This window comes from Guyparkeria sp. WRN-7 (genome assembly GCF_001641825.1).
In the GTDB taxonomy this organism is placed as follows: domain Bacteria; phylum Pseudomonadota; class Gammaproteobacteria; order Halothiobacillales; family Halothiobacillaceae; genus Guyparkeria.
Window position 1 is genome coordinate 172,876 of the sequence record NZ_LRFH01000016.1, and the last position, 20,066, is coordinate 192,941.

The 20,066-nt window shown below is 67.9% G+C and carries 18 protein-coding genes; 6 read left to right on the top strand and 12 right to left on the bottom strand.

What is annotated here, in order from left to right; all coding sequences use genetic code 11:
• Positions 1-26 precede the first annotated feature (26 nt).
• From AWR35_RS09125 to AWR35_RS09135, 3 genes are all read right to left on the bottom strand, one after another.
• Positions 27-2,369, bottom strand: a complete 2,343-nt coding sequence (locus AWR35_RS09125) for a S8 family serine peptidase (protein ID WP_058575641.1) — start codon at positions 2,367-2,369, stop codon at positions 27-29.
• Positions 2,366-2,683 (bottom strand): hypothetical protein, encoded by a 318-nt coding sequence (locus AWR35_RS09130; RefSeq protein WP_058575642.1) that lies wholly within the window; start codon positions 2,681-2,683, stop codon positions 2,366-2,368. The genes AWR35_RS09125 and AWR35_RS09130 overlap by 4 nt, the downstream gene beginning before the upstream one ends.
• A 190-nt stretch (positions 2,684-2,873) precedes the next feature.
• Positions 2,874-6,932: a PAS domain S-box protein gene (locus AWR35_RS09135; protein WP_058575643.1), complete on the bottom strand. Its 4,059-nt coding sequence runs from the start codon at positions 6,930-6,932 to the stop codon at positions 2,874-2,876.
• A 213-nt stretch (positions 6,933-7,145) separates the two neighbouring features.
• Between AWR35_RS09135 and AWR35_RS09140 the strand changes: the two genes are divergently transcribed.
• The 4 genes from AWR35_RS09140 to AWR35_RS09155 all read left to right on the top strand — a co-directional run bounded on the left by AWR35_RS09140 (position 7,146) and on the right by AWR35_RS09155 (position 9,427).
• Positions 7,146-7,526 carry an STAS/SEC14 domain-containing protein gene (locus AWR35_RS09140; protein WP_058575644.1) on the top strand — a complete coding sequence of 127 codons (381 nt, stop codon included), beginning with the start codon at positions 7,146-7,148 and terminating at the stop codon, positions 7,524-7,526.
• Between the two features lie 31 nt (positions 7,527-7,557).
• A complete protein-coding gene (locus tag AWR35_RS09145) occupies positions 7,558-7,746 on the top strand; it encodes a hypothetical protein (RefSeq protein WP_156413976.1) in 189 nt (62 codons plus the stop codon).
• A 129-nt stretch (positions 7,747-7,875) separates the two neighbouring features.
• Positions 7,876-8,508 (top strand): GGDEF domain-containing protein, encoded by a 633-nt coding sequence (locus AWR35_RS09150; RefSeq protein ID WP_058575646.1) that lies wholly within the window; start codon positions 7,876-7,878, stop codon positions 8,506-8,508.
• 298 nt (positions 8,509-8,806) lie between these two features.
• Complete coding sequence (locus tag AWR35_RS09155; RefSeq protein WP_058575647.1) at positions 8,807-9,427, top strand: cytochrome P460 family protein; 621 nt, start codon at positions 8,807-8,809, stop codon at positions 9,425-9,427.
• Positions 9,428-9,526: 99 nt separating this feature from the next.
• Here AWR35_RS09155 and AWR35_RS09160 read toward each other — a convergent pair whose 3' ends face one another.
• The 4 genes from AWR35_RS09160 to AWR35_RS09175 form a co-directional block, all read right to left on the bottom strand.
• Complete coding sequence (locus AWR35_RS09160; protein WP_058575648.1) at positions 9,527-10,522, bottom strand: lipid A deacylase LpxR family protein; 996 nt, start codon at positions 10,520-10,522, stop codon at positions 9,527-9,529.
• A gap of 75 nt (positions 10,523-10,597) precedes the next feature.
• Positions 10,598-11,086: a DUF5615 family PIN-like protein gene (locus tag AWR35_RS09165; protein WP_058575649.1), complete on the bottom strand. Its 489-nt coding sequence runs from the start codon at positions 11,084-11,086 to the stop codon at positions 10,598-10,600.
• Positions 11,087-11,094: 8 nt separating this feature from the next.
• Positions 11,095-11,913, bottom strand: coding sequence for a mechanosensitive ion channel domain-containing protein (locus tag AWR35_RS09170; protein ID WP_058575650.1), 819 nt, complete (start codon positions 11,911-11,913; stop codon positions 11,095-11,097).
• A gap of 8 nt (positions 11,914-11,921) precedes the next feature.
• Positions 11,922-13,172, bottom strand: a complete 1,251-nt coding sequence (locus tag AWR35_RS09175; RefSeq protein ID WP_058575651.1) for a hypothetical protein — start codon at positions 13,170-13,172, stop codon at positions 11,922-11,924.
• A 136-nt stretch (positions 13,173-13,308) separates the two neighbouring features.
• Between AWR35_RS09175 and AWR35_RS09180 the strand changes: the two genes are divergently transcribed.
• Complete coding sequence (locus AWR35_RS09180; RefSeq protein ID WP_058575777.1) at positions 13,309-14,316, top strand: LLM class flavin-dependent oxidoreductase; 1,008 nt, start codon at positions 13,309-13,311, stop codon at positions 14,314-14,316.
• Complete coding sequence (thpR, locus tag AWR35_RS09185) at positions 14,313-14,855, top strand: RNA 2',3'-cyclic phosphodiesterase (protein ID WP_058575652.1); 543 nt, start codon at positions 14,313-14,315, stop codon at positions 14,853-14,855. The genes AWR35_RS09180 and thpR overlap by 4 nt, the downstream gene beginning before the upstream one ends.
• A 6-nt stretch (positions 14,856-14,861) precedes the next feature.
• Here the strand turns inward: thpR and ligD are convergent, their stop codons facing one another.
• The 5 genes from ligD to cysG all read right to left on the bottom strand — a co-directional run bounded on the left by ligD (position 14,862) and on the right by cysG (position 20,062).
• Entirely contained in the window at positions 14,862-15,866 is a 1,005-nt protein-coding gene (gene ligD / locus AWR35_RS09190) for a non-homologous end-joining DNA ligase (protein WP_058575653.1), read from the bottom strand.
• A 104-nt stretch (positions 15,867-15,970) separates the two neighbouring features.
• The gene (locus AWR35_RS09195) at positions 15,971-17,164 is read right to left on the bottom strand and encodes a molybdopterin molybdotransferase MoeA (RefSeq protein WP_058575654.1); all 1,194 of its coding nucleotides are present in this window, start codon (positions 17,162-17,164) and stop codon (positions 15,971-15,973) included.
• On the bottom strand, positions 17,161-17,781 hold the full coding sequence (locus AWR35_RS09200; RefSeq protein ID WP_058575655.1) for an NTP transferase domain-containing protein: 621 nt from the start codon (positions 17,779-17,781) through the stop codon (positions 17,161-17,163). The genes AWR35_RS09195 and AWR35_RS09200 overlap by 4 nt, the downstream gene beginning before the upstream one ends.
• Positions 17,778-18,629, bottom strand: coding sequence for a uroporphyrinogen-III synthase (locus AWR35_RS09205; RefSeq protein ID WP_058575656.1), 852 nt, complete (start codon positions 18,627-18,629; stop codon positions 17,778-17,780). The genes AWR35_RS09200 and AWR35_RS09205 overlap by 4 nt, the downstream gene beginning before the upstream one ends.
• Positions 18,626-20,062 (bottom strand): siroheme synthase CysG, encoded by a 1,437-nt coding sequence (cysG, locus tag AWR35_RS09210; RefSeq protein WP_058575657.1) that lies wholly within the window; start codon positions 20,060-20,062, stop codon positions 18,626-18,628. The genes AWR35_RS09205 and cysG overlap by 4 nt, the downstream gene beginning before the upstream one ends.
• Positions 20,063-20,066 lie beyond the last annotated feature (4 nt).

A 20,066-nucleotide genomic window follows, 5' to 3' on the forward strand; every position in this document is an offset into this window, starting at 1 on the left:
CACCGAGGCAGCTCGAAGCCCCTGGCTCAGAACTGATAGCCGAGAATCGCCATTGCCCCGTGGTCGACGTTGCCCGCGGGCTGGTTGGGGGCGTTCTCCATGCGAATGGCGTTGATGCCCAGCAGGGTCTTCTTGCCGAGGCGCTGGCGGTAGCCGATTTCGTAGTTTGTCGGGGTGTCGGCGGCCGAAAGGGGAACGGTCTCGTGGCGGTAGATGACGTCGCCGTCGCGGCTGCGGTCGGCGGCCAGCTTCAAGTCGGCGGCGCCGCTGGTCAGGTGCATCGGCTGGCTGGCGACGAAGGCGATCTGCTTGCGGCCGTCGTCGAAGCCGTAGCTCGCACCGATGGCGAGTTGCTCGACGTCGGCATCCAGGCGGGTGATCAGGCTGCGGTCGAACTGCGCCTGCGCCTCGCCGGCCTGGTAGCTGGCGAACGCGGAGAACGGACCGAGGCGGGCGTTCAGGCCCAGTTGCATCAGGCCGATGGCCGAGCCCGAATGCGTGGAAAAGCCGCCCATGCCGCTCATGCCGAGAAAGCCCGCGCTTTCGTCGAGCCACGCGTAGCCGGCGGTCAGGTCGAGTCCGTCGGCCAGCTCGGCCCTGAGACCCACCGCGGCGTTGCTGATCCGGTTGGCCGCCCCCGTCGGATCGAGCGACAGGCGTTTCTCGCCCTGCCAGTAGCGCGAGGTCAGTGAGAGCAGGGGCGCAAGGGGCAGTTCGACGCTCATGCCGTTGGCGGAGTCGATCTGGTTCGCCATGGGGGTGTTGCCGGCGTAGGAAACCATGGCCATGCCGGGCGAAGCACCGGTCCCGGGTGCGGAGGTGCCGTGCCCGAAGTGGTAGGCCTCGACGTTCAGGCCGCTGCCGGCATCGGTGCCCACGGCCGCGAGGCTCAGCCGGCCCGAGCCATCGATATGCACTCGCTGGACGGCGCCGGTGGCCTCGTCGCGGGAGGTCGCCCGCCTGGCCAGCCCGTTCGCGAGGAATTCGCTCATCCGGTAGCCGAGCCCCTGGGTCGGGTCGCTGGCCGCCTGAACCATGCCGGAGAGATCGGCGGTGTAGTTGCGCCCGAGCTCGTCGAACACCTCGACGCGCGAGGCGGCCGCGGCAATCTGATCGGCCGTATCGCCGAGCCCGGCGGGCAGGAGCAGTCCGGAGGTGGTGATCGACGAGCCGGCATCGGGATCGCTGCCATCCGGAACGCTGGCGGTCGTGGCCACCGAGAGCACACCTTCGGGCGCCAGGGCGGCTTCGATGTCCAGCCGGCCCTGGCCGTAGGTATAGAGCCCGCAGTCGATGTCGTCGGAGGCGCCGCAGGAGGTGTCGCCGTAGTCGTCGCCCCCGGCGTCGTTGCGATTGGCGAATTCCCGGTCGGTGGTGTCGAGCAGCCGTTGCGCGGCCTGCACGGGGGTGAAGTGGTCCCACTTCGACAGGATCGTCGCCATGGCCGCCGAGACGATCGGGGCGGCGAACGAGGTGCCCGTGCCGGTGCCGTAGGCATCCGGCGCGCTGTTCGCGATAGCCACGGTGTGCGTGCCCTGCGTGACCAGGAAGCGGTCCTGGACCAGGGGGTTGTCGCCGGCGAAGTTGGAATAGCTTGCCAGCTCGTCACCGTCCAGGGCGCCGACTACCAGGTACTGGTCGACCAGGGTGTTGGCCTCGTTCACGTCGGCGTTCCAGGTCGAGCCGACCTTATCCGAATAGCTCTCGGCGTCGTTGCCGGCCGACGAGATCAGCACGGCGCCCGAGTTGACGAACTTGTCGATCTGCTGTCGCTCGGTGGACGTGGTCGGATAAACCTGTCGGGCGGTCACCGCGTCGAAGGTATAGCTCAGGTTGGCGACCCGGTTGCCGTTGTCGACTAGGTCACTCATCGCTTGGGTGATCCAGCCGACGGTGGTGATGTCGCCGCTGGCGGCGTCGGAGACGTCGTAGACGGCGAGCTGCGAGTTGCCGGAGTAGGCGAGGGTCTTGCCGGCAATCAGCGAGCCGACCGCGGTGCCGTGGCTGCTCTCGTCGCTGACGTCGTTGGGGTCGGAGCAGCCCGACCCGCCCGTGTTCGTGCACCAGTTGGACGCCGAGTCGGTGGTCGTGGTGACGATCGGCTTGCCCACCGGGTTGTCCCCCTGGAATTCGTCGTGGTTCAGGTCCAGGCCGGAGTCGATCAGGGCGACCACTTCCGAGGGGTTGCTGACCCCGGAGTTGCTTTCCGTGATGGTCGCCGCCGGCTGGACCGGGGTGAAGGTGTAGCTGCCGGTATCCGAGTCACCCGGCGGTGGGGTCGCGCCGCCGCCCCCGCCGCCACAGGCGGTCAGCAGCAGGAGGGAGACCGCCGCCATGCCGGCCCCGATGGCACGTCTGAGCGGGATCATCGCTGCCTGTCCTTGCTCGGAGCGAGGTCGTCCGGCACGCAACGGCCGGCATCGAGCACGAACTGATCGTCGGCCGTGCGGTACCAGATGCCGGTGTCGACCATGATGCCGTCGCGCAGCGGTTTCTTGGTGTACTGGGTGCAGCCCTGCTCATTGGTGCCGACCGGCACGAACAGGATCGGTGCATTGGCGGCGAGCACGCCGTTGAGGGTGCCATACGACTGGCCTGCCGGTGCGGGGGCCGTGGCGGTACAGGCGGCCAGGGCGAGCGGCGCAGCCACGATGGTCATCAAGCGGTGCGGGTTGACCGGCATGGTGGAACCTCCGCCTTGCGTGGGGCGACATCGCCGCGACGTCGCCTGCCGTGGTGTTTACCCGTTTTTCCAACCGGTATAGCGCACTCGGGGCCGGGATGTCACATGTGGATTGCGACATCTGGGCATGTCGTCGCTCGAGCGGTGTGCCGCGGCGCCTGCCTGACGATCACGGTTCACGAGGCGGTACTTACCCGGACGCCACCTGCACGCGATTGCGTCCGCCATTCTTGGCCTGGTAGAGCGCGCGGTCGGCCACGGCCTCCAGGCCCTTGATGGTCAGGCCGTCGCGCATCTCGGCCACGCCGACGCTGATGGTGACCTGCCCCGGTTCGGGGAAGGGCTCGTTGCCGATGGCTTCGCGGATACGTTCGGCGAGCTTCACCGCGCCGTTCAGCGGCGTGTGGGTGGCGATAATGAGGAATTCCTCGCCGCCCCAGCGGCCGAAGTGGTCGGGCAGTCGCAGCAGGTCGTCGACGCGCCGCGAGAGCTCCACCAGCACGTCGTCGCCGGTCTGGTGGCCATAGGTGTCGTTGATCCGCTTGAAGTGGTCGATGTCGAACATCAGCACGGAAAAGGGCGTGCCGTAGCGCTGGCGCGCGGTCTCGGCGGCCTCGAGCAGTTCGTAGATCCGGCCACGGTTGTACGCCCCGGTGAGGCGGTCGTGCGAGGCGAGGTGCTCGAGTTCGCGCTCGACGCGCTTCTGCTCGCTGATGTCATGGAACACGGAGACGTAGTGCTCGATCTCGCCGTCGGCGTTGGAGACCGCACAGATCGATTCCCACAGCGGCACCTCGTGGCCGTCCTTGTGGCGGCGGTTGACCTCGCCCTCCCAGCAGCCATGCCGGGACAGGGCTTCCGAGATCCCGGGCAGGATGTCGTCGCGGGCCCGTTCGGAGTCGAGGAAGTCGGGATTTCTGTCGACGACTTCTGCGGAGGTGTAGCCGGTGAGGCGGGTGAAGGCATCGTTGACCCGCTCGATGCGCCAGTCGGGATTCAGGAGCATCAGGGCCTGGCCGGTCTGGAAGGCCACGGCCAGCAGGCGCTGGTCGGCCTCCATCATGCGGCGCTGTGTCGCGTCGAGGAGATAGCCGCTGAGGGAATCGACCCGACCCTGCTCGTCGCGTGCGGCGACGACGAAATCATGCACCCAGCGATAGTCTCCGTTGCCGGCCTGCAGGCGGTATTCACGCTCGGTCTGGCCGATCTGGTTTGACTCGAACGCGTCGAGTTGGCGGATGCAGCGGCTGCGGTCCTCCGGGTGGACCAGGTCGAGGTAATGCTGCCCGATCAGGTCAGCCTGTTCGAACCCGAACACCGAGCGCACGTTTGGCGAGACGTAGGTGATCGGGCTCCCCGATTCCCAGCGCCATTCGACGGCCACGGTCGGCCCGCCGATAAACCGGTTGCGCTCGGTCTCCAGCGCGCGCCGGTTGGTCGCCTGGGTAAGCTCGTAGCTCACCCACTGGGCCATCAGCGTGATCAGCTGCCAGTCGTACCGCGTGTATGGCTGGCGCGGCTCCGGGCGCGAGAAGTTCAGTGTGCCGTAGACGGTGTTGCCGACGTGGATCGGCGCACCCAGGTATGACTCCAGCTGATGCTTGACGTAGCAGGGGTGGTTGCGGATCGACGACTTGCCGGCCTCGTAGAAGCCGGTGGCCTTGTCCGCGGCCAGGGTGTGGACGCAGAAGGTGTCCTGCAGATCGAAATGGGTGCCGGGTGCCAGCACGTCGTCGGGCGAGACGGCATTGCGCACCCAGTAATCGTTGCCCTGTACCTGGCTGATGATGCCGAAGGGCAGTTCGAAGGACTCCGCGCCCAGGGTGAGCAAGTTGTGCAGGCGCGTGTCGAGATCGTCATTGGAGGCGGTGATGCGCTGCAGCTCTGCGAGCGTTCGCTGGCGGCGCTCCAGGGCATGCTCGAGCGCCTTGTGCCGGCTGATGTCGCGGATGATGGTCGATAGCCGCTGCAGCCGGCCGTCATCGTCGCGATGCGACAGGATCACCTGCGAGACCGGCAGTTCCTCGCCCGAGGCGGTCACCAGCGCGGTCTCGCCTTCCCACTGGCCGTCGCGGATCGCCGCGGGAATGCCTTTCTCCCGTATCAGCGTCGATGCCCAGTCGGGGTGCGCCCAGATGCCGGCCCGGAACGGCATGCCGAGGTGTGCCTCCCCTTCGACCGACCGACTGCTGTTTTCCGGCAGGCCGAGCAGGCGGCGGCCGCCACGGTTGACGTAAAGCACCTTGCCGTCCGGATCGGCCAGCGAGATGAAGTCCGGGGTGGCCTCGAGGATGGCGGTCAGCTGCCGCAGATGCGATTCGCGCGCCTTCTGCTCGGTCAGATCGCGCATCATGGTCGAATAGCGCGTCAGCTCGCCGTCGGCATCGTGGTGCGCGATGATCGTCTGCAGGACCGGGATCTCGTTGCCGTGCCAGTCCAGGAAGGCCGTCTCGCCCTGCCACCAGCCGTTCTCGCGGGCCGTGGGCAAAGCGGTGCCCTCGAGAACCGACAGGGCCCAGGGCGGGTGGCGGTCACGGATGGTGGTCCCGGCCTGCTGATCGATCGAATCGATACCCAGCAGGCTCAGGCCCGCCCGGTTGTAGTAGAACGGCTTGCCGTCGGGTGTGGCGATCGCCACCAGGTCCGGGAGGTTGTCGATGATTTCGGTGAGCTGTTGCTGTTGCTCCTCGAGTTCGCGCCGGTCGGTCAGGTCGACGCCGACGGCCTGAAACTCGACCGGCTTGCCCGAGTCGTCGAAGAAGGCGCGATTGGTCCAGTGGATCCAGCGTTGCCGTCCCTCGGCGTCGGTCAGCGCATTCTCGTAGTCGTTGACCGGCTCCTCGGGTGTGAGGCTGTTGAGTATGCCGAGGATTTCGTCGCGGGACTCCGGTTTCACCGACTCGATCCAGCGGTGGCCGATCAGTTCTGCCGGTTCCCGGCCCACGAGCTGAGCCAGCACCCCGTTGGCGAAGGTAATAGTGGTGTCCGGCAGGTAGCGGTGGACGATCTGTGGCTGGTTTTCGACCAGGTCGCGGTAGCGGGCCTCGTTGTCGGCCAGCCGCCGGCGCGCTTCGAAGCGTTCGGTCACGTCGATGAAGGTGGCCACGGCCGCATCCGGTGTGTCGCTGTCACTCAGGTACAGCGGTTCGCTGTTGATGCGCAGCCAGCGAATGCTGCCGTCAGGCTGGGGCAGACCCATCTCGTCTTCCCGGACCGAGGCGCCCTGTTTCAGGCTCACCGACACGGGATGCTCCTCGCCGGGGTAGGGCGAGCCGTCGGTGTGGATGGCCTGCCAGGCGGGATCGGTGGAACGCCGACCGAGGAGCTCCGGGTCGTCGAGTCCCAGGATGCGTTGTGCGGCCGGGTTCGCCTCGACGATCTCGCCGTCGCGATTCTGCAGGATGACGCCCTCGGCCATCGACTCGAGGATGCGGCGGTGACGGGCTTCGCTTTCGATCAGCTGCTGCCGCGTGCGCTGCTGTTCGGTGATGTCGGTCATCACGCCGCCGAAGACGACATCGCCCCGGGTGGAGTGGCGCACCATTGCCGTGATGGAAACGGTGATCGGGGTGCCCTTGAGCGTCTGCAGATGCAGGATCTCGCCGTGCAGCTGGCCGGCCTTGAGCAGCCTGTCGGAGAAGGCCTTGCGGTGTCTCGGGTCCGGGTAGAGGCGAGCGGTGGGTGTCGCCATCAGCTGCTCGGCGCTGTCGGCCTCGAACAGCTCGACCATGGCCGGGTTGATCGACGAGAAGTGGCCATGGTGGCCGGGGGCGTTTTCGTATACGCCCACCGGCAGCGACTGGAAGATGTCCCGGTAATGCTCCAGCCGTTCCTGATAGCGACGGGTATCGGTGACATCGTGGATGATCGAGTGCAGGCAGTCGATGCCGTCGATGGTCACGGGCCCGGAGTAGACCTCCACATCGCGAATCTCGCCGTTCGCCAGCCGGTGCTCGAAACGGAAATAGCGCCGCTCCTCCCGCTTGGCACGTTGTCGTTCCTCCGCGATCTCTTCCCGCTTGGCGGTGTTGATGTCGCTGATATTCAGCGAAAGCAGGGCATCGCGGTCATAGCCATAGAACGCCACGGCGGCGGGGTTGGCGTCCAGAATCCGCCCGGAGTCGGCGACGATCAGCAACTTCGGCGCCGCGTTGCGGACGAACATTTCGTCGAAAAGACCGTCGGCTCGCGCCTTCTCGCTTGCCAGGGCCGCTTCGAGTTCACCGATGCGTTGTTCTAGGCTTCGCACGTTCTTGGTCTTGGTATCTGAGCGTGGGCGAAATGCTCGTGCCTCACGGGAATGACGTGAGCCGGACAGTGGAGCTTCCGTAGTCGATCATCGCATTTTGTTGCGCGATGGCCATCGACTTTCACCTTCCCGGTCTGGCGACTAATGTCCTTGGCGGGAGCGGCGGTTCGCCGTACCCGGCAGAGTCACCATCCACACGTCGAGGTGGTCGGCATGACGAGCGATCGACATGGACTTTCCATCGGTGTTGAACGCAGCGGGGCGCATAGCGTTCTGGTGCTGAAGGCCGTCGGGCGACTCACTCATGCCGACTATGAGCAGATCGCGCCTGTCATCGAGGGGGCATTGAGTGGCGTGAAAGAGCCACGGTTGCGCGCCCTTGTCGAGGCGACCGAGTTCGAGGGCTGGGAGCCGCGGGCCCTGTGGGACGACTTCCGCCTGGGGCTGCGGCATGGCTCGTCATTCGACCGGGTGGCCATCTGGGGGGACAAGCGTTGGCAGGAGGTCGCGGCGAGGATCGGCTCCTGGTTCATCTCCGGCGACGCGCGCTTCTTCGAATCCCGTGACGCCGCGCTGCGCTGGTTGGCGGAATGATCGTTCGCCACAGCGTCACGGCGAGGCAATGATGCGACTGTTCTGGGCCCTGCTTATCGAGTTGATCGTCCTGGCCAGTGCCTATGCCGCACTGGTGCTCGCCGGTGTGGACCCGTTTGTCTCGGCCTTCGGTCTTTTAATCGTGGGCGCGCCGTTGCTGCACCTGCTGGTCGGTCGGCTGCTGAAACTGCGAGTGGGTGCGCGAGGTGGTGACCGGTAGGCGCTCATGCCGTTTCATGGCGACGGGCGAATCCATCCGCGTACGCGCCGTTCGAGAAGTTGCTATCGTTGCCACGAACCGCCGTTATCGATCGTGGCGGTCCGGTTGACGAGAATTTAGGAGCGCCCAGTGAGCCAATACTCCGCATCACCGCCGTCCGAACCCTGGCTGGCGGACCTCGATTCCCTCGACGCCGACCAACTGCGTGGCCGCGTGCGGGAGGTCGCCGCCGCGCTGGACGAGGCCCATGAGCGCGAGCAGCGGCGCCAGAGCCAGCTGTCGCTGATCGATGGGCTCACCGGTCTGGGGAATCGGCGCGATTTCGTCCGCCAGCTCGACACCCTGTTCGCCCAGCACCAGCGCAACGACCTGCCGGTGAGCCTGATCCTGCTGGACATCGTTCGGTTCATCGACCACCACGGGGAGGCGGCCGGCGACCGGGTCCTGTGCGCGTTCGCCGACTGCCTGCGCGAGACGCTGCGCGGCATGGACATGTCGTTCCGCATCGCCGAGCACGAGTTCGCCGTGGTGCTGCCCGATACCTCGTTGGCTGGCGCCTCGGCGGTGGCGGACAAGTTGCGCCTGGCGGCCGCCTATTTTCTGGTCGAGGATGCCTCGGCATCGGTGAAGTTTGACGTGAGCGTTGGCGTGGATGCCTTCCGCGTTGAGGACGGGGATGCGGATGCCGCGTTGCAGCGTGCCTACGAGGCGCTCGAGGTGAGCCGCTCGGTAGCGGTCGACCGGTCTGACGAGACCGGCTAGATCGGGTGGGCGGCGTTTCCGGCCTAGGCGTCGGTCGTCCGGAAGCCACCGGCCTTCGCCCGGTGCGCGTCAGTCGCGGGGTGGCGGAACCGTTAGCCGGGTAATGGCTAGCTCGGTGACACGAACGTTCGGCAAGTCGCTGATATTTGTAACTACTCTCCTGGTATCGACCGTGCAGGTCGCGCCTCGGGCTGCCCTGGTGGCGGCCGGGTATATCGGTCGGGTCGCTTGGCGGTCGGGTGGCTGCGAGGCGGTTGGCGAAGCATCCGATGCTGGCGCGCCAGCGAGGGGGAGTGTGATGAAAGAGTGGAACCGAGTCGCCGGGCGTGTGCTGCCGGCGCTGATGGTCGGAGCATTGTTTGTGATACCGGGCGCTGGCAGTGCGCTTGCAGGCGAGGCCAGTGTCACCGACGACAGTCGACTCGAGACGGATCCGCCCTTCGGGGGTCCCATGAACATCGAGTACGCGAAGGTGCTCTGGGATCGGCTGCAGGGCAACAAGCTGGTCGGGCCGGAATCGATTCGCAGCTTTCCCTACCAGGGCAATCACCCGCACGGCCAGGCGCTGGAATACCTCGAAACCATGATCACGGTCGACAACCACGAAGGCGTGGTCATGGTGAAGAAGAACTATGGCGGCGAGGGTGATCTCGATACGTTGAAGGCCGGTGTGCTCAACGAGCGCGAAAAGAACCTCGCCTCCATTACCGTGATGTTCCAGCGTGCGGATGGCTACGATCCTGACCACGACAACTGGTACTGGGCGAAATTCAGCCCCGAAGGCGAGCTGGAGAAGAACCCCAAGGGCATGTCGCTCGCCGGTCGTATCGGCAAGGGCAGTAACAAGGGATGCATTGCCTGCCACAAGGCAGCCCCCGGCAAGGACCTTGTCTTCACCCACGACCGGTTCATGAAGTAACCGCTTCGAACCGACAGCCCGTCGGGTATCAAAAAGCCGTGGTCCCGCTTCGACCGGGACCACGGCTTTTTCTCGATTGCCCGCCCGGGAGCGGCGGCGCTACAGCCACATCGACAGGGTGAGCGAGCCGAAGCTGTCGGTGCCGTCCTGGCTCTCGAATTCCTTGCTGCGCACGGCCACGGTATAGGCCAGCTGCCAGCGGTCCCAGTTCACCGCAACGCCGATCTGCGCGTCGCCTACCCACGGCTTGCGATCCACCGACGGGCTGTCTTTCCGGGTATTGCCGTCGAGCAGCATGTTGTGCGCCATGTAGCGGCCTTCGGCGGCGGCGAACAGGTACCAGCCGAGGGTGTCGCTGCGGCGGAAGAACGCCCGCTGGCTTTGTGCCGGGGCGATCGACGGGATGCCGAAGCTGCGATCTAGCCCCTTGCCGATGCGCAGGGCGAACCCGCCGGAGCCGTAGCTGTAGAGGTTGCCGACGGCAAAGCCGGCGGTGGGGCCGTACTCGAATTCGAGCGAACCGAGTTCGCGACGATCCATCCAGGCGTGTTCATAGCCGAGGTTGAGAAACGGCTCGTCGGAGAGCTGGTAGTCCCAGCCTTGCGGCTCCGCCCCGGCGATGTGTTCGTGAAAGGTTTCCTGGATCCACTCGGCCTGCGCGCTGGGCCCGACCATGCCGGCATCCAGGTGGATGCTGCGGGTCTCGTGCCAGCCGTCGTGCCGGGTCACCCCGTGAATCGAGGCGCCGGCGTAGAGCACGCCGGCGTAGGGGCGGTCATCGGGTTGCGGCGTCGAGAGGGTGATCCGGGTCGGGGTGTAGATACGGTGACCGAGCCGGTAGGACGTCCCCACCACCTCGGTGGCCGCCCAGCCGGGTGCGGCGCGGGCAATGCTGCCGCTCCAGTGGTCCGCCTCGTTTTCGACCGCCCAGGATAGCTTGAAGCCGTTGGTGTAGTGGCCGTCCCCCGCGCCCACATAGGCATCGTTCTCGGACTGGACCGAAAACAGGGTTTCCCCGTGTGCCATGGGACTGATGACAAGGCACGTCGCCGTCAGAAAGCGGGCGAGGGGGCGAGCAAGAGGCTTGTTTGTCATGGTCTTCGGCCTGGGAGCGAGGTGTGCTGCGAGCAGGACCTTAGCAGAGCAAATCATCCGCTGCGGCGCCGGCTTTCAGTTTCTTGCCACGACCCAGCGTCGGTGGGCGAAGTTTTCCAGCGTGTGGCGCATCCGGCGCACGTGGCTGCCGCGCCAGAGCACCTTGTCGCAGGTGGGGCAGTAGCAGGCATCCGCGGCAAACACCCGCTTGCCCGGCGGTAAGCGCTCGGCCTGCTCGGCGGTTGCCGGCTGGAGCGGGGCGTTGCAGTCGAGGCAGCGCGAGAACGGGCGGTGCAGCCAGTCGATGCGAAAACGCTCGCTCAGCTCGGCGGCAAGCGAGGTGGTGTCGTTGCTCTCCAGTAGCACGATGCGCCCATCGCCGTTGCGAAAGTGGGCCATGTGCCGGTCGCGGGTCACCAGCCAGCGGCCCTGGTCGCGTGCCTGCTCGACCAGGGCACGGTCGTCGCTGCCGGGCGCGGCGATCGCCGTATCGTGGCCGGCGGCCCGCAGCCAGCGGCCGAGGCGCTCGAGCATTTCGTCGCAGAGAAAGCGGGGCGTGGCCATGCGGTCGGTTATGCCATGGCGCCGGATTCCGGAATGGCGGCGGTGGCGGCAAAGCGTATGCCCTGGCGGGTGAGCAGTTCCTTGCCGCGGACGGTGAGATCGGTGACGAAGCGGAACTGCTGACCGCTGTCGACCGGGTAGGCCTTGAGGCGGTAGTGGGTGCCCCAGGGGCGCTCCTCGATGATGACCATCACCGGCGAATCCAGGTGCAGGTAGGGGCTGGTGAGCGCCACGTCCTTGAGCATTGAACGGACCAGATCGGCATCATGCTCGGGATGCAGGTAGAAATCGGCCACGCACTGCAGCCGCGGCTTGCCGTCGTTGGAATTGACGATGGAGTCGTTCCATAGCCGGTTGTGTGGGATGACGATGCGGTCGTCGTCGGCGGTGATCAGCTCGACGGTGCGCATGCCGACGTGGATGACCTCGCCGTAGTGATCGCCGATACGGACCCAGTCGCCGTTGCGATAGGGTTTCTCGCCGATGGCGACCACGCCGGCGATCAGGCTGCTGGCGTAGTCCTTCAACGCAAAGCCCAGGGCGATGCCGACGGTGCCGAGCACGGCGACCATGTTCTGTAGCGAGGGTTCGATCACCAGCGGGACGATCAGGATCACCGCGCTGATGCCGATCAGCAGGCGCAGCAGCGGCACCAGCGCGAGCAGGGTCAGGCGACGCTGGCCGTAGAGGCGCTGACCGAGCCAGTTCATGGCGCGTTGCATGGCCATGATCAGGACCACTGCCACGGCTAGGATCGCGGCGATCTCTAGCATGATGACGAGATCGATTTCGCGGAATATCTGGGTGCTGGAGAGGTTCTCGTTCATGGCCGGCCTCAGAATCCGTCGGTGAGATAGTCGCGCCCGGCAAGCAGCGAACGCACGCTCGAATATCCCGTTGCGGTGACGGCCCAGCGTTCGTCGCGCTGGGCGATCAGCCGGGCCCGTTGCAGCCGCAGCAGGATCGCCAGACAGCCGTCGTGCGTGAGCGGCAACAGGGTGGGCAGGAGGGCGGCCGGCAGGCCGTCGTGCAGCAGCAGGGCATGGAGCACCAGCGCGACGTCCTCGTCGGCCTCGTTGGGCAGCAGTGGTTCGTTCAGGTGTGCCGAGACCCACACGTCTTCCTCGTCGAAGACTTCGCCCGATATCGGTTCGTCGGACGTTTCGACGACATCCTCGTGGGGTTCGGTGCGCAGGGAGCGACGCCAGTAGGTCAGTGCCGTTCCGGGGTTGCCGCGGGTGTGGGCGGCCAGCCGGACGATCTCGGGATGCACCTCGGTGTCGTCCGATGGAACGCTGAGGATATCGTTGCCGGTGCTGGCGTTGCGAAAACGTACCCGACGATGCGGCCGGCGCTTGATCTGGTGCGTCAGCAGGCGGGTCAGGCGCGGCCCGTCGAAGGCCTGGGCGGTGAGCGCGCCGGGGTGCGGTACCGGCCAGAGGTGCATCAGGTACGCCCAGGCCCAGCTGTCGCAGCCGATCACGCCGCGGCCCAGCTCGCCGGCCTCGGCCCGGGCAAGCAGCGTGCGTACCAGCTTGAGGCCGTCTGTGTGCCGCAGGTAGCAGTGCGCCAGGCGTGGCAAAACCCACAGGCGGCCGGGATTGCCGTCGACGGGCCACTGGTCGAACCAGTCGAGGTCACCATCGAGGATCTGCTCGACGCTGGGTGGTTCGATCACCGCTGCGCCGTGCCGGGCGGCCCAGAGGGGCAGCAGCTCGGGGTGGGCATACGGCTGGCCGATCACGAAGCGGATTGGCCAGTCGGCGGGCTTGTTGTCGAGCCAGTCGTAGAGGGCCGTGTCGAGGGCATCGGCCGGTTCGGTCGGATCGATCGGCGGGGCGAGATGCTCGAGCTGCACCTCGGGCAGGGCGCGCAGCTTGGCCTCGTCACGGGCCGGTTGCAGCGATGACTGATCCACCTTGCGCAACAGCCGCTTGAACGACGCCCAGGCATCGGCGATGGCGCTGCTGGCGGGCAGTCCCGGTGGCTGGTATTCGCCGATGGGGACGAAGCTCCAGAACGACGGACTTTCCGGGGGATGTTCCTCGTCGGCGCGGTCGTGACGTGGCGAATCGCTGCGAGTCATGGAGTCGTCCGTGAAGTCGATCGGATCGGTGCGCGCCCGGTCGGGCCCGCTGAAGGCAGTATGGCAAATCCCGGCGCGGCGCGCGCGGCAGGTCGCATCGGCTGTCGGTGAGCGCGGATTCGTTACACTCGCCGGCATGATTCCCTTCTCGATACTCGATCTGGCCCCGATCACCGAGGGCTCGAATGCGCGTCGGGCGCTGGAGAACAGCGTCGATCTCGCCCGGCATGCCGAGGACCTCGGTTACCGGCGCTACTGGCTGGCCGAACACCACAACATGCCCGGCATCGCCAGCGCGGCCACCGCGCTGGTGATCAGCCAGGTCGCCGCGGCCACCCAGCGCATCCGTGTCGGCGCCGGCGGCATCATGCTGCCCAACCACTCGCCGCTGGTGGTGGCCGAACAGTTCGGCACGCTCGAGACGCTGTTCCCGGGCCGGATCGACCTGGGGCTCGGCCGCGCGCCGGGGACCGATCAGACTACCGCTCGCGCCCTGCGTCGCGAGGGCAGCGACCCCAACCGCTTCCCCGACGACGTCGCCGAGGTGATCGCCCTGCTGGACGATCCCGCGCCCGGCCAGACCGTGAGCGCGATCCCCGGCGCGGGGACCCGGGTGCCGGTGTGGATCCTCGGCTCGAGCCGCTTCGGCGCCCAGCTGGCCGCCGCCCTGGGTCTGCCGTACGCCTTCGCCTCGCACTTCGCCCCGGGCGAGCTGATGAACGCGCTGGCCGACTACCGTGAGCAGTTCCGGCCGTCACGCTTTCTGGAAAAGCCCTACGCGATGGTGGGCTTTAACGCCTACGTCGCGGACACGGACGATGAGGCCCGTTTCCACGCCAGTTCCATGGAGCAATCCTTCGTTGCCCTGCGAGAAGGCCGGCCCGGCCCGATCCCGCCGCCGGTCGCCGACTACCGCGAGCGGGCCGGGCGCTTCGAGCGCATGGTGGTCGAGCGAACCATGGCCTGCTCGGCCATCGGCTCGCCCGAGACGGTCGAGGGCGAGATCGAGCGATTTCTCAAGGCCACCGAAGCCGACGAGCTGATCGTCACCAACTCGAGCTTCGACCACGCCGCCCGCTGTCGCTCCTACGAATTGCTGGCCGGCGTGCGCAATCGCATCGCCGCGAAGGCCGAGACGTCGTGAACCGGGATGCCGGGCCGGACACGAGCCCGAAGCAACGGGTGTTCCTGGCGCTGTGGCCCGACGAGGCCACGCGCGGGGCGCTGCATCATCTGGCGCGCGGGCTCGATCTTGGTGGACGGCCGGTGCCGCGCGGCCATCTGCACCTGACGCTCGCCTTTCCGGGCACCATCGACTCGGCACGGGCCGCCTGCCTGGCCGAACGGCTGGACAGCCTGCGGTTCGACCCGATCCCGATCCTGCTCGACCGAGTCGGCCACTTCGACCGGGCCCGGGTGGCCTGGGCCGGGCCGAGCCGGTGCCCCGAGGAACTGCACCGGCTGGCCGAGCGGGCGCGGGGACTGTGTCTTGCCTGCGGCATAGCAACCGATGGCCGACCGTTCGCACCGCATGTCAGCCTGCGCCGGCATGCCCATGCCCCGCGCGAACCGGTTCTGGACGAGCCGATTCACTGGTTCGCCGACCGGCTCGTGCTGATCGAATCGGGGAGCCATGGCCGGCCCGGCCCCTACCACGTGCTGGCGGGCCTGCCGGCGGGGTGAGGGAAATCAGACCTTTGGCCGCTCGCGATGCACGGCCGTGGCGGGCTTGTCATCGCGCAGGCCGAGAAAGCGCGGATGACGCAGGCGGCCGTCTTCGGTCCACTCGGTAAAACCGATCTCGGCGACCAGCTCCGGCGTTACCCAGTGCACCGAGTCCAGGTCGGGGCCGTTCTCGACGGGTGCGGTGCGTCGCTCGCGTTTGGCCAGTTCGGCATGCAGCTCGGTGAGGGTGCGGTCGTCGAAGCCGGTGCCCACCTTGCCGGCATAGCGGAGTTCGTCGTCCTCGTAGTAGCCCAGCAGCAGCGCGCCGAAACCGTGGCGCTCGCCCTTGGGGTCGGTGAAGCCAACGATGACGAGTTCCTGCTGGTTGACGCACTTGAACTTTAGCCAGTCGCGCGAGCGGCTGTGGTGGTAGGGGGCGTCGGCCCGCTTGGCGATCAACCCCTCCCAGCCCTTGCGACAGGCCTCGTCGAAGAAGGTCTCGCCGTCCTCGTTGCGATGGGCGGTGAAACGCAGCGGATCCTCGAAGGCGAGGGTCGAGCGCAGCAGGGCCTTGCGCCGACGCAGTGGCAGCTGATCGAGACGGCTGTCCTCGAGATAGATGAGATCGAAGAGATAGAGCACCACGGCCACACCGCTCTCGCGGGCCTTGTCGGGGTCGGTGATGCCGATGCGCTGCTGCAGGCGAGAAAAGCTGGTGACATTGCCGTCGAAGGCGACGATCTCGCCATCGGCGATAAATGGCCGGTCACAGGCGGATTCGAGCGGCTCGACCAGCTCGGGGTAGGTGCGGTTCAACGCCTTCTTGTTGCGCGAAAGGATCCGCGCGCCATCGTCGTCTCGAAACACCAGGCAGCGCTCGCCGTCGAGCTTGCGCTCGTAGAGCCAGTCGGGCGAGGAAAAACGCGCGTCGGTGAGCGTGGCGAGCATCGGTGCGACCCAGTCGGGCATGGCCGATGGCTCCAGTCGTTTCTCTTCGTCCTGATCGAGCTGCGAGTGCCTGTCCCCCATGCCGAGACTCCATCAGGTGTTGGAACGGGTTGGTCTGTCCGTCCCGGAGTGTAGCGGCGGGCGGGTTGCTGTGCTGCGCTTGCCGACAGGGCGTGCGGGAGCGGTCAGCTCAGGGGAATCACCTCGACGGGAGCGTTGGCAGCCATCTCCATGTGGGCGGGAATCACCGCGAGTGCATCGGCCCGTTCGATCTCGACCTCCTGAGCGAGCGCCCACCAGATACCGTCACGGCAATCGAACCGCACGGGGAGATAACGGGTGTCGGGCGTTGCCGGCAGCGGGACCGTCAGCCTTGCGCTCGGGGGCGGCTTCAACGCGGCCTTGCCCTGCATCGCGTCGAGCAATGGACGGAGCAGGGCATGCAGCGCGGTGAGCAGGGCGGCGGGACGTCCGGGCAGGGCGAGCACGAGCTTGCCGTCGGGCGTCACGGCGGCACTGGTGGGGCGCCCGGGCCGCATGGCGATGCCTTCGAACAGCGGGGTGCCGACGCGGGCGAGGATCTCGCGACCGAAGTCCCGGTTGCCGACCGAGCTGCCGCCGACGATGCAGACGATGTCCGCATCAGGCAGTTGCCGGCGCACGGTGGCTTCCAGCGTGGGCAGGTGGTCGGCCATCGGCGCGTCGGGACCCATCACCGCGGCGCCCAGTTGGGAAAGTGTCGCCTGCAGGAGGATGCTGTTGCTGTCGTGGATGCCGCCCGGCGGGCAGGACTGACCCGGTGGCGTCAGCTCGTCGCCGGTGACCAGCGCGGCCACGCGCGGGGTTCGGACCACCGGCAGGCTGGCGAGCCCGTGCCGGGCGGCGAGCGAGAGGTGCCCCGGTTGCAGGGCGGTGCCGGCCGACAGGACGGGGGCACCCGGCATGGTGACCGCACCGACGGTCTCGCAGTCGGCCCAGGGGCGGACCGGTTCGGTCGCCACAAGGGTGTTCGCCGCTACGCTGACACGCTCGCGCCGCAGCACCACGTCGGCGCCCGGGGGGAGCGGGGCGCCGGTGGCGATGGGCGCGCAATGGCCGGTCGGCAGTGGTGCCGGGGCACTTTGATCCGCATCGGTGGCCAGCCGGATCCGCAGCGCGGCCTTGCCGGCGAGGTCGGCGTGGCGGGCGGCATAGCCGTCCATCATGGCGCGGTTGAACGGCGGGTAGGCGCGTGGGGCGCGGAGGGTCCGGGCGAGCAGCCGACCAAGCGCGTCACGTAGCGGCACCTCGACGGTGTCGAGCGGTGCAGCAGCGGCGATCAGGGTCGCGAGCGCGTCGTCCACGCTCGGGCTGGCGGTGGCACAGGTGCAACGGGTCATGGTCTTGTCCTCCCCATGCTGGCGGTCATCGGCGCTTGGAGCAGGTCGGTCGGCGTGTTGACGTTGAGGAAGGCCTCGCGGTCGTCGGAGAGATCGCAGCAGGCGTGCGGTCCGCCGGTCAGCAGGTCGGTCAGGCGCGCGGGCACCGGGCCGACCCGCTGGCGGCGTAGCGTCGGGGCATGGAACAGGGCCACGCCGGGTTGCAGGCGATCGCCGTCGTCGGCGATCACCACCGGGGCGCCGGTGGCGCGCTGGCGGGCGACCAGCCGGGCCGGCCACTGGGCGCGGTAGCGGGGCATGTCGCAGGGCGCGAGCAGCACCCAGTCATGCCGCAGCCTCGTGATCGCGGCGTGCACGGCCGCCGCCGGACCGCGGCGGATGCCGTCCGGATCGGTGATCGCGGTGTGGCCGAGGCGGCGATAGGCGTCAAGGTGTCGGTTGGCGACGATCACCAGTTCGTCGACCAACGGAGCCAGCGCCTCTGTGACGTGGCTGACCATCGGCTGGCCGAGGAACGGTTCGAGCCCCTTGTCGCGGCCGCCCATGCGCCGCCCCGCACCGCCGGCGAGCACCAGTGCGCTCAGTTTGGTCCCGGCCGGCAGTGACACACCGTTCACGAGACGGCCTCGCGGCGCTGAAGGTGGTCGGCCAGGGCGTCGACCAGCGGGTGCATGAAAAACCGTCGCCCGGGCATCACGTCGACCCCGATGTCGAGGCTTTCCAGGTGTTCGGCCATCACCGGGCCGATGGCGGCGACCACGGCGCGTTCGAGGCCGGCGTGCAGGGCGTCGAGACGCCCGGCCTTCTGCGCGACCCGGCGCAGGCGGTTGATCTGCGGCTGGGCGGTGAACAGGATCACGTCCGTCCGCCCGTCGGCCAGTTGCTCGACCAGCTCCAGCACGGCCGCGGTCTCGCTCTCGCTGGCGTAGACATAGGGGGCGACGGGAACCGGCTCGCTGCCGACTTCGTGGACGGCGCGAATCAGCGGAATGTTCGGTTCGGTACCGTAGAGCACCACGCCGGTGCGCGCCGCCGGCCGGTCGAGCTGCTGGAGGGTGGCGATCACCCCGTCGCTGGTGGGGCGTTCGGCCTGTACCTCGGCCTTGATCCCCCAGCGCTTGAGCACGCGCCCCGGCTTCGGCCCGCGCACGATCAGGCGGATGCGTTCGAGTTTTCGCAGGAACGCCGTCTCCCGGCCGCTGCGCTCGGCGGCGGCGTGCAGGCGGGCGATCCCCTCGCCGGTGAGCACGATCAGGTCGCTCATGCTGCCGTCGGCCAGGAAACGGTCGATCCATGCGACCACGCCGTCCTGGTCGGGCGAGTCGTGGATGCTGACCAGCGGGCAGCGTGTCACCGTCGCGCCGCGGCGTTCCAGCAGCCCGGCCAGGATGTCGATCTGGCGCGATTCCGGCAGCGCGACCCGGCAGCCGTGGAATACCTGGGGGATCTCGCGGACGCGGCTCATGCCGCCCCCTCGGCGAGACACGGCTCGCTGTCGGGGAACAGGGCGGTCGCCGCGCCGCGGCCCTGGAACCAGCCGAGCGAATCGTGCAGTCCGGTGACCTCGCCGATCACCAGCAACGAGGGGGACTCGGCCGCGGTGATCTTGTTGGGCAGGGAGGCGAGCGTGCCGGTGTAGACGCGCTGGTTGTCGGTGGTGCCGCGCTCGATCAGGGCGGCCTTGCGGTGGCGGGGCATGCCGTGGGCGATCAGCTGGTCGCAGATCTGACGGGCGCTGCCGAGTCCCATGTAGAACACCAGCGTGTCGCGGCCCTCGGCGAGGTTCCGCCAGTCGAGATCCAGCCCGTCGCCACGCCGATGACCGGTAACGAAACGTACCGACTGGGCATGATCGCGGTGGGTGAGCGGAATGCCGGCATAGGCGGCGCAACCGCTGGCGGCGGTGATGCCGGGCACCACCTGGAAGGGCAGGCCGGCCTCGGCCAGCACCTCGATCTCCTCGCCGCCGCGGCCGAAGATGAACGGGTCACCGCCCTTGAGCCGGGCGACGCGCTTGCCCTCGGCGGCCAGATCACGCAGCAGGCTGCTGATGTCCTCCTGCGAGCAACTGTGGTGGCCGGCGCGCTTGCCGACGTAGATCCGCTCGGCCTCGCGGCGGGCCAGATCGACGATCGCCGGGGCGACCAGCCGGTCGTAGACGACCACGTCGGCCTTCTGCAGCAGGCGCAGGGCGCGGAAGGTCAGCAGGTCCGGGTCGCCGGGGCCGGCGCCGATCAGGTAGACCTCGCCGCTGTCGGTCGGTGCGTCCTGGTCGGCGAGCAGCCCGGCGAGCTTGTCCTCCGCCTCGCGGTCCTTGCCCGAGAGCACCAGGTTGCCGATCGGGCCGTCGATCACGTTCTCCCAGAAGCGTTTGCGGGTCTCCAGGCCGTGGATGCGGTCCTTGGCCGCCTGGCGATAGCGTCCCAGCAGGTCGGCCAGCCGGCCGAAACCGGACGGAATCAGGGTCTCGAGGCGGGCACGCATCAGCCGGGCGAGCACCGGCGAGCGCCCGCCCGTCGACAGGGCGATGGTTACCGGGCTGCGATTGACGATCCCCGGCAGGATGAAGCTGCACAGCTCGGGTTCGTCGGCGACGTTGACCGGGATGCCGCGGCGCTCGCAGGCGGCGTACACCGCGCGATTGACGGCCGGCTCGTCGGTCGCGGCGATCACCAGGCGGTTGCCGGCGACCATGGGTTCCTCGAACACATCCTCGCGCCAGGAAAGACGTCCGTCGTCGACCATGCGGCGGGTTTCGCCGGTGATCATCGGGGCGACCACCGTCACGCGGGCGCCGGCCGCGCGCATCAGGTCGGCCTTGCGCGCGGCGACCGCGCCGCCGCCGACCACCAGGCATGGCTTGTCGTGCAGGTTCATGAAGATGGGTAGCTGGTCCATGGGT

Coding starts and splice junctions, on each gene's coding strand:
- AWR35_RS09205 (WP_058575656.1), bottom strand. CDS start 18,629: ATGAGCCGCGTCCGCGAGATCCCCCAGGTATTCCACGGCTGCCGGGTC.
- AWR35_RS09160 (WP_058575648.1), bottom strand. CDS start 10,522: ATGACAAACAAGCCTCTTGCTCGCCCCCTCGCCCGCTTTCTGACGGCG.
- AWR35_RS09125 (WP_058575641.1), bottom strand. CDS start 2,369: ATGATCCCGCTCAGACGTGCCATCGGGGCCGGCATGGCGGCGGTCTCC.
- AWR35_RS09170 (WP_058575650.1), bottom strand. CDS start 11,913: ATGAACGAGAACCTCTCCAGCACCCAGATATTCCGCGAAATCGATCTC.
- AWR35_RS09145 (WP_156413976.1), top strand. CDS start 7,558: ATGCGACTGTTCTGGGCCCTGCTTATCGAGTTGATCGTCCTGGCCAGT.
- AWR35_RS09180 (WP_058575777.1), top strand. CDS start 13,309: ATGATTCCCTTCTCGATACTCGATCTGGCCCCGATCACCGAGGGCTCG.
- AWR35_RS09155 (WP_058575647.1), top strand. CDS start 8,807: ATGAAAGAGTGGAACCGAGTCGCCGGGCGTGTGCTGCCGGCGCTGATG.
- ligD (WP_058575653.1), bottom strand. CDS start 15,866: ATGGGGGACAGGCACTCGCAGCTCGATCAGGACGAAGAGAAACGACTG.
- AWR35_RS09130 (WP_058575642.1), bottom strand. CDS start 2,683: ATGCCGGTCAACCCGCACCGCTTGATGACCATCGTGGCTGCGCCGCTC.
- AWR35_RS09175 (WP_058575651.1), bottom strand. CDS start 13,172: ATGACTCGCAGCGATTCGCCACGTCACGACCGCGCCGACGAGGAACAT.
- cysG (WP_058575657.1), bottom strand. CDS start 20,062: ATGGACCAGCTACCCATCTTCATGAACCTGCACGACAAGCCATGCCTG.
- AWR35_RS09165 (WP_058575649.1), bottom strand. CDS start 11,086: ATGGCCACGCCCCGCTTTCTCTGCGACGAAATGCTCGAGCGCCTCGGC.
- AWR35_RS09140 (WP_058575644.1), top strand. CDS start 7,146: ATGACGAGCGATCGACATGGACTTTCCATCGGTGTTGAACGCAGCGGG.
- AWR35_RS09195 (WP_058575654.1), bottom strand. CDS start 17,164: ATGACCCGTTGCACCTGTGCCACCGCCAGCCCGAGCGTGGACGACGCG.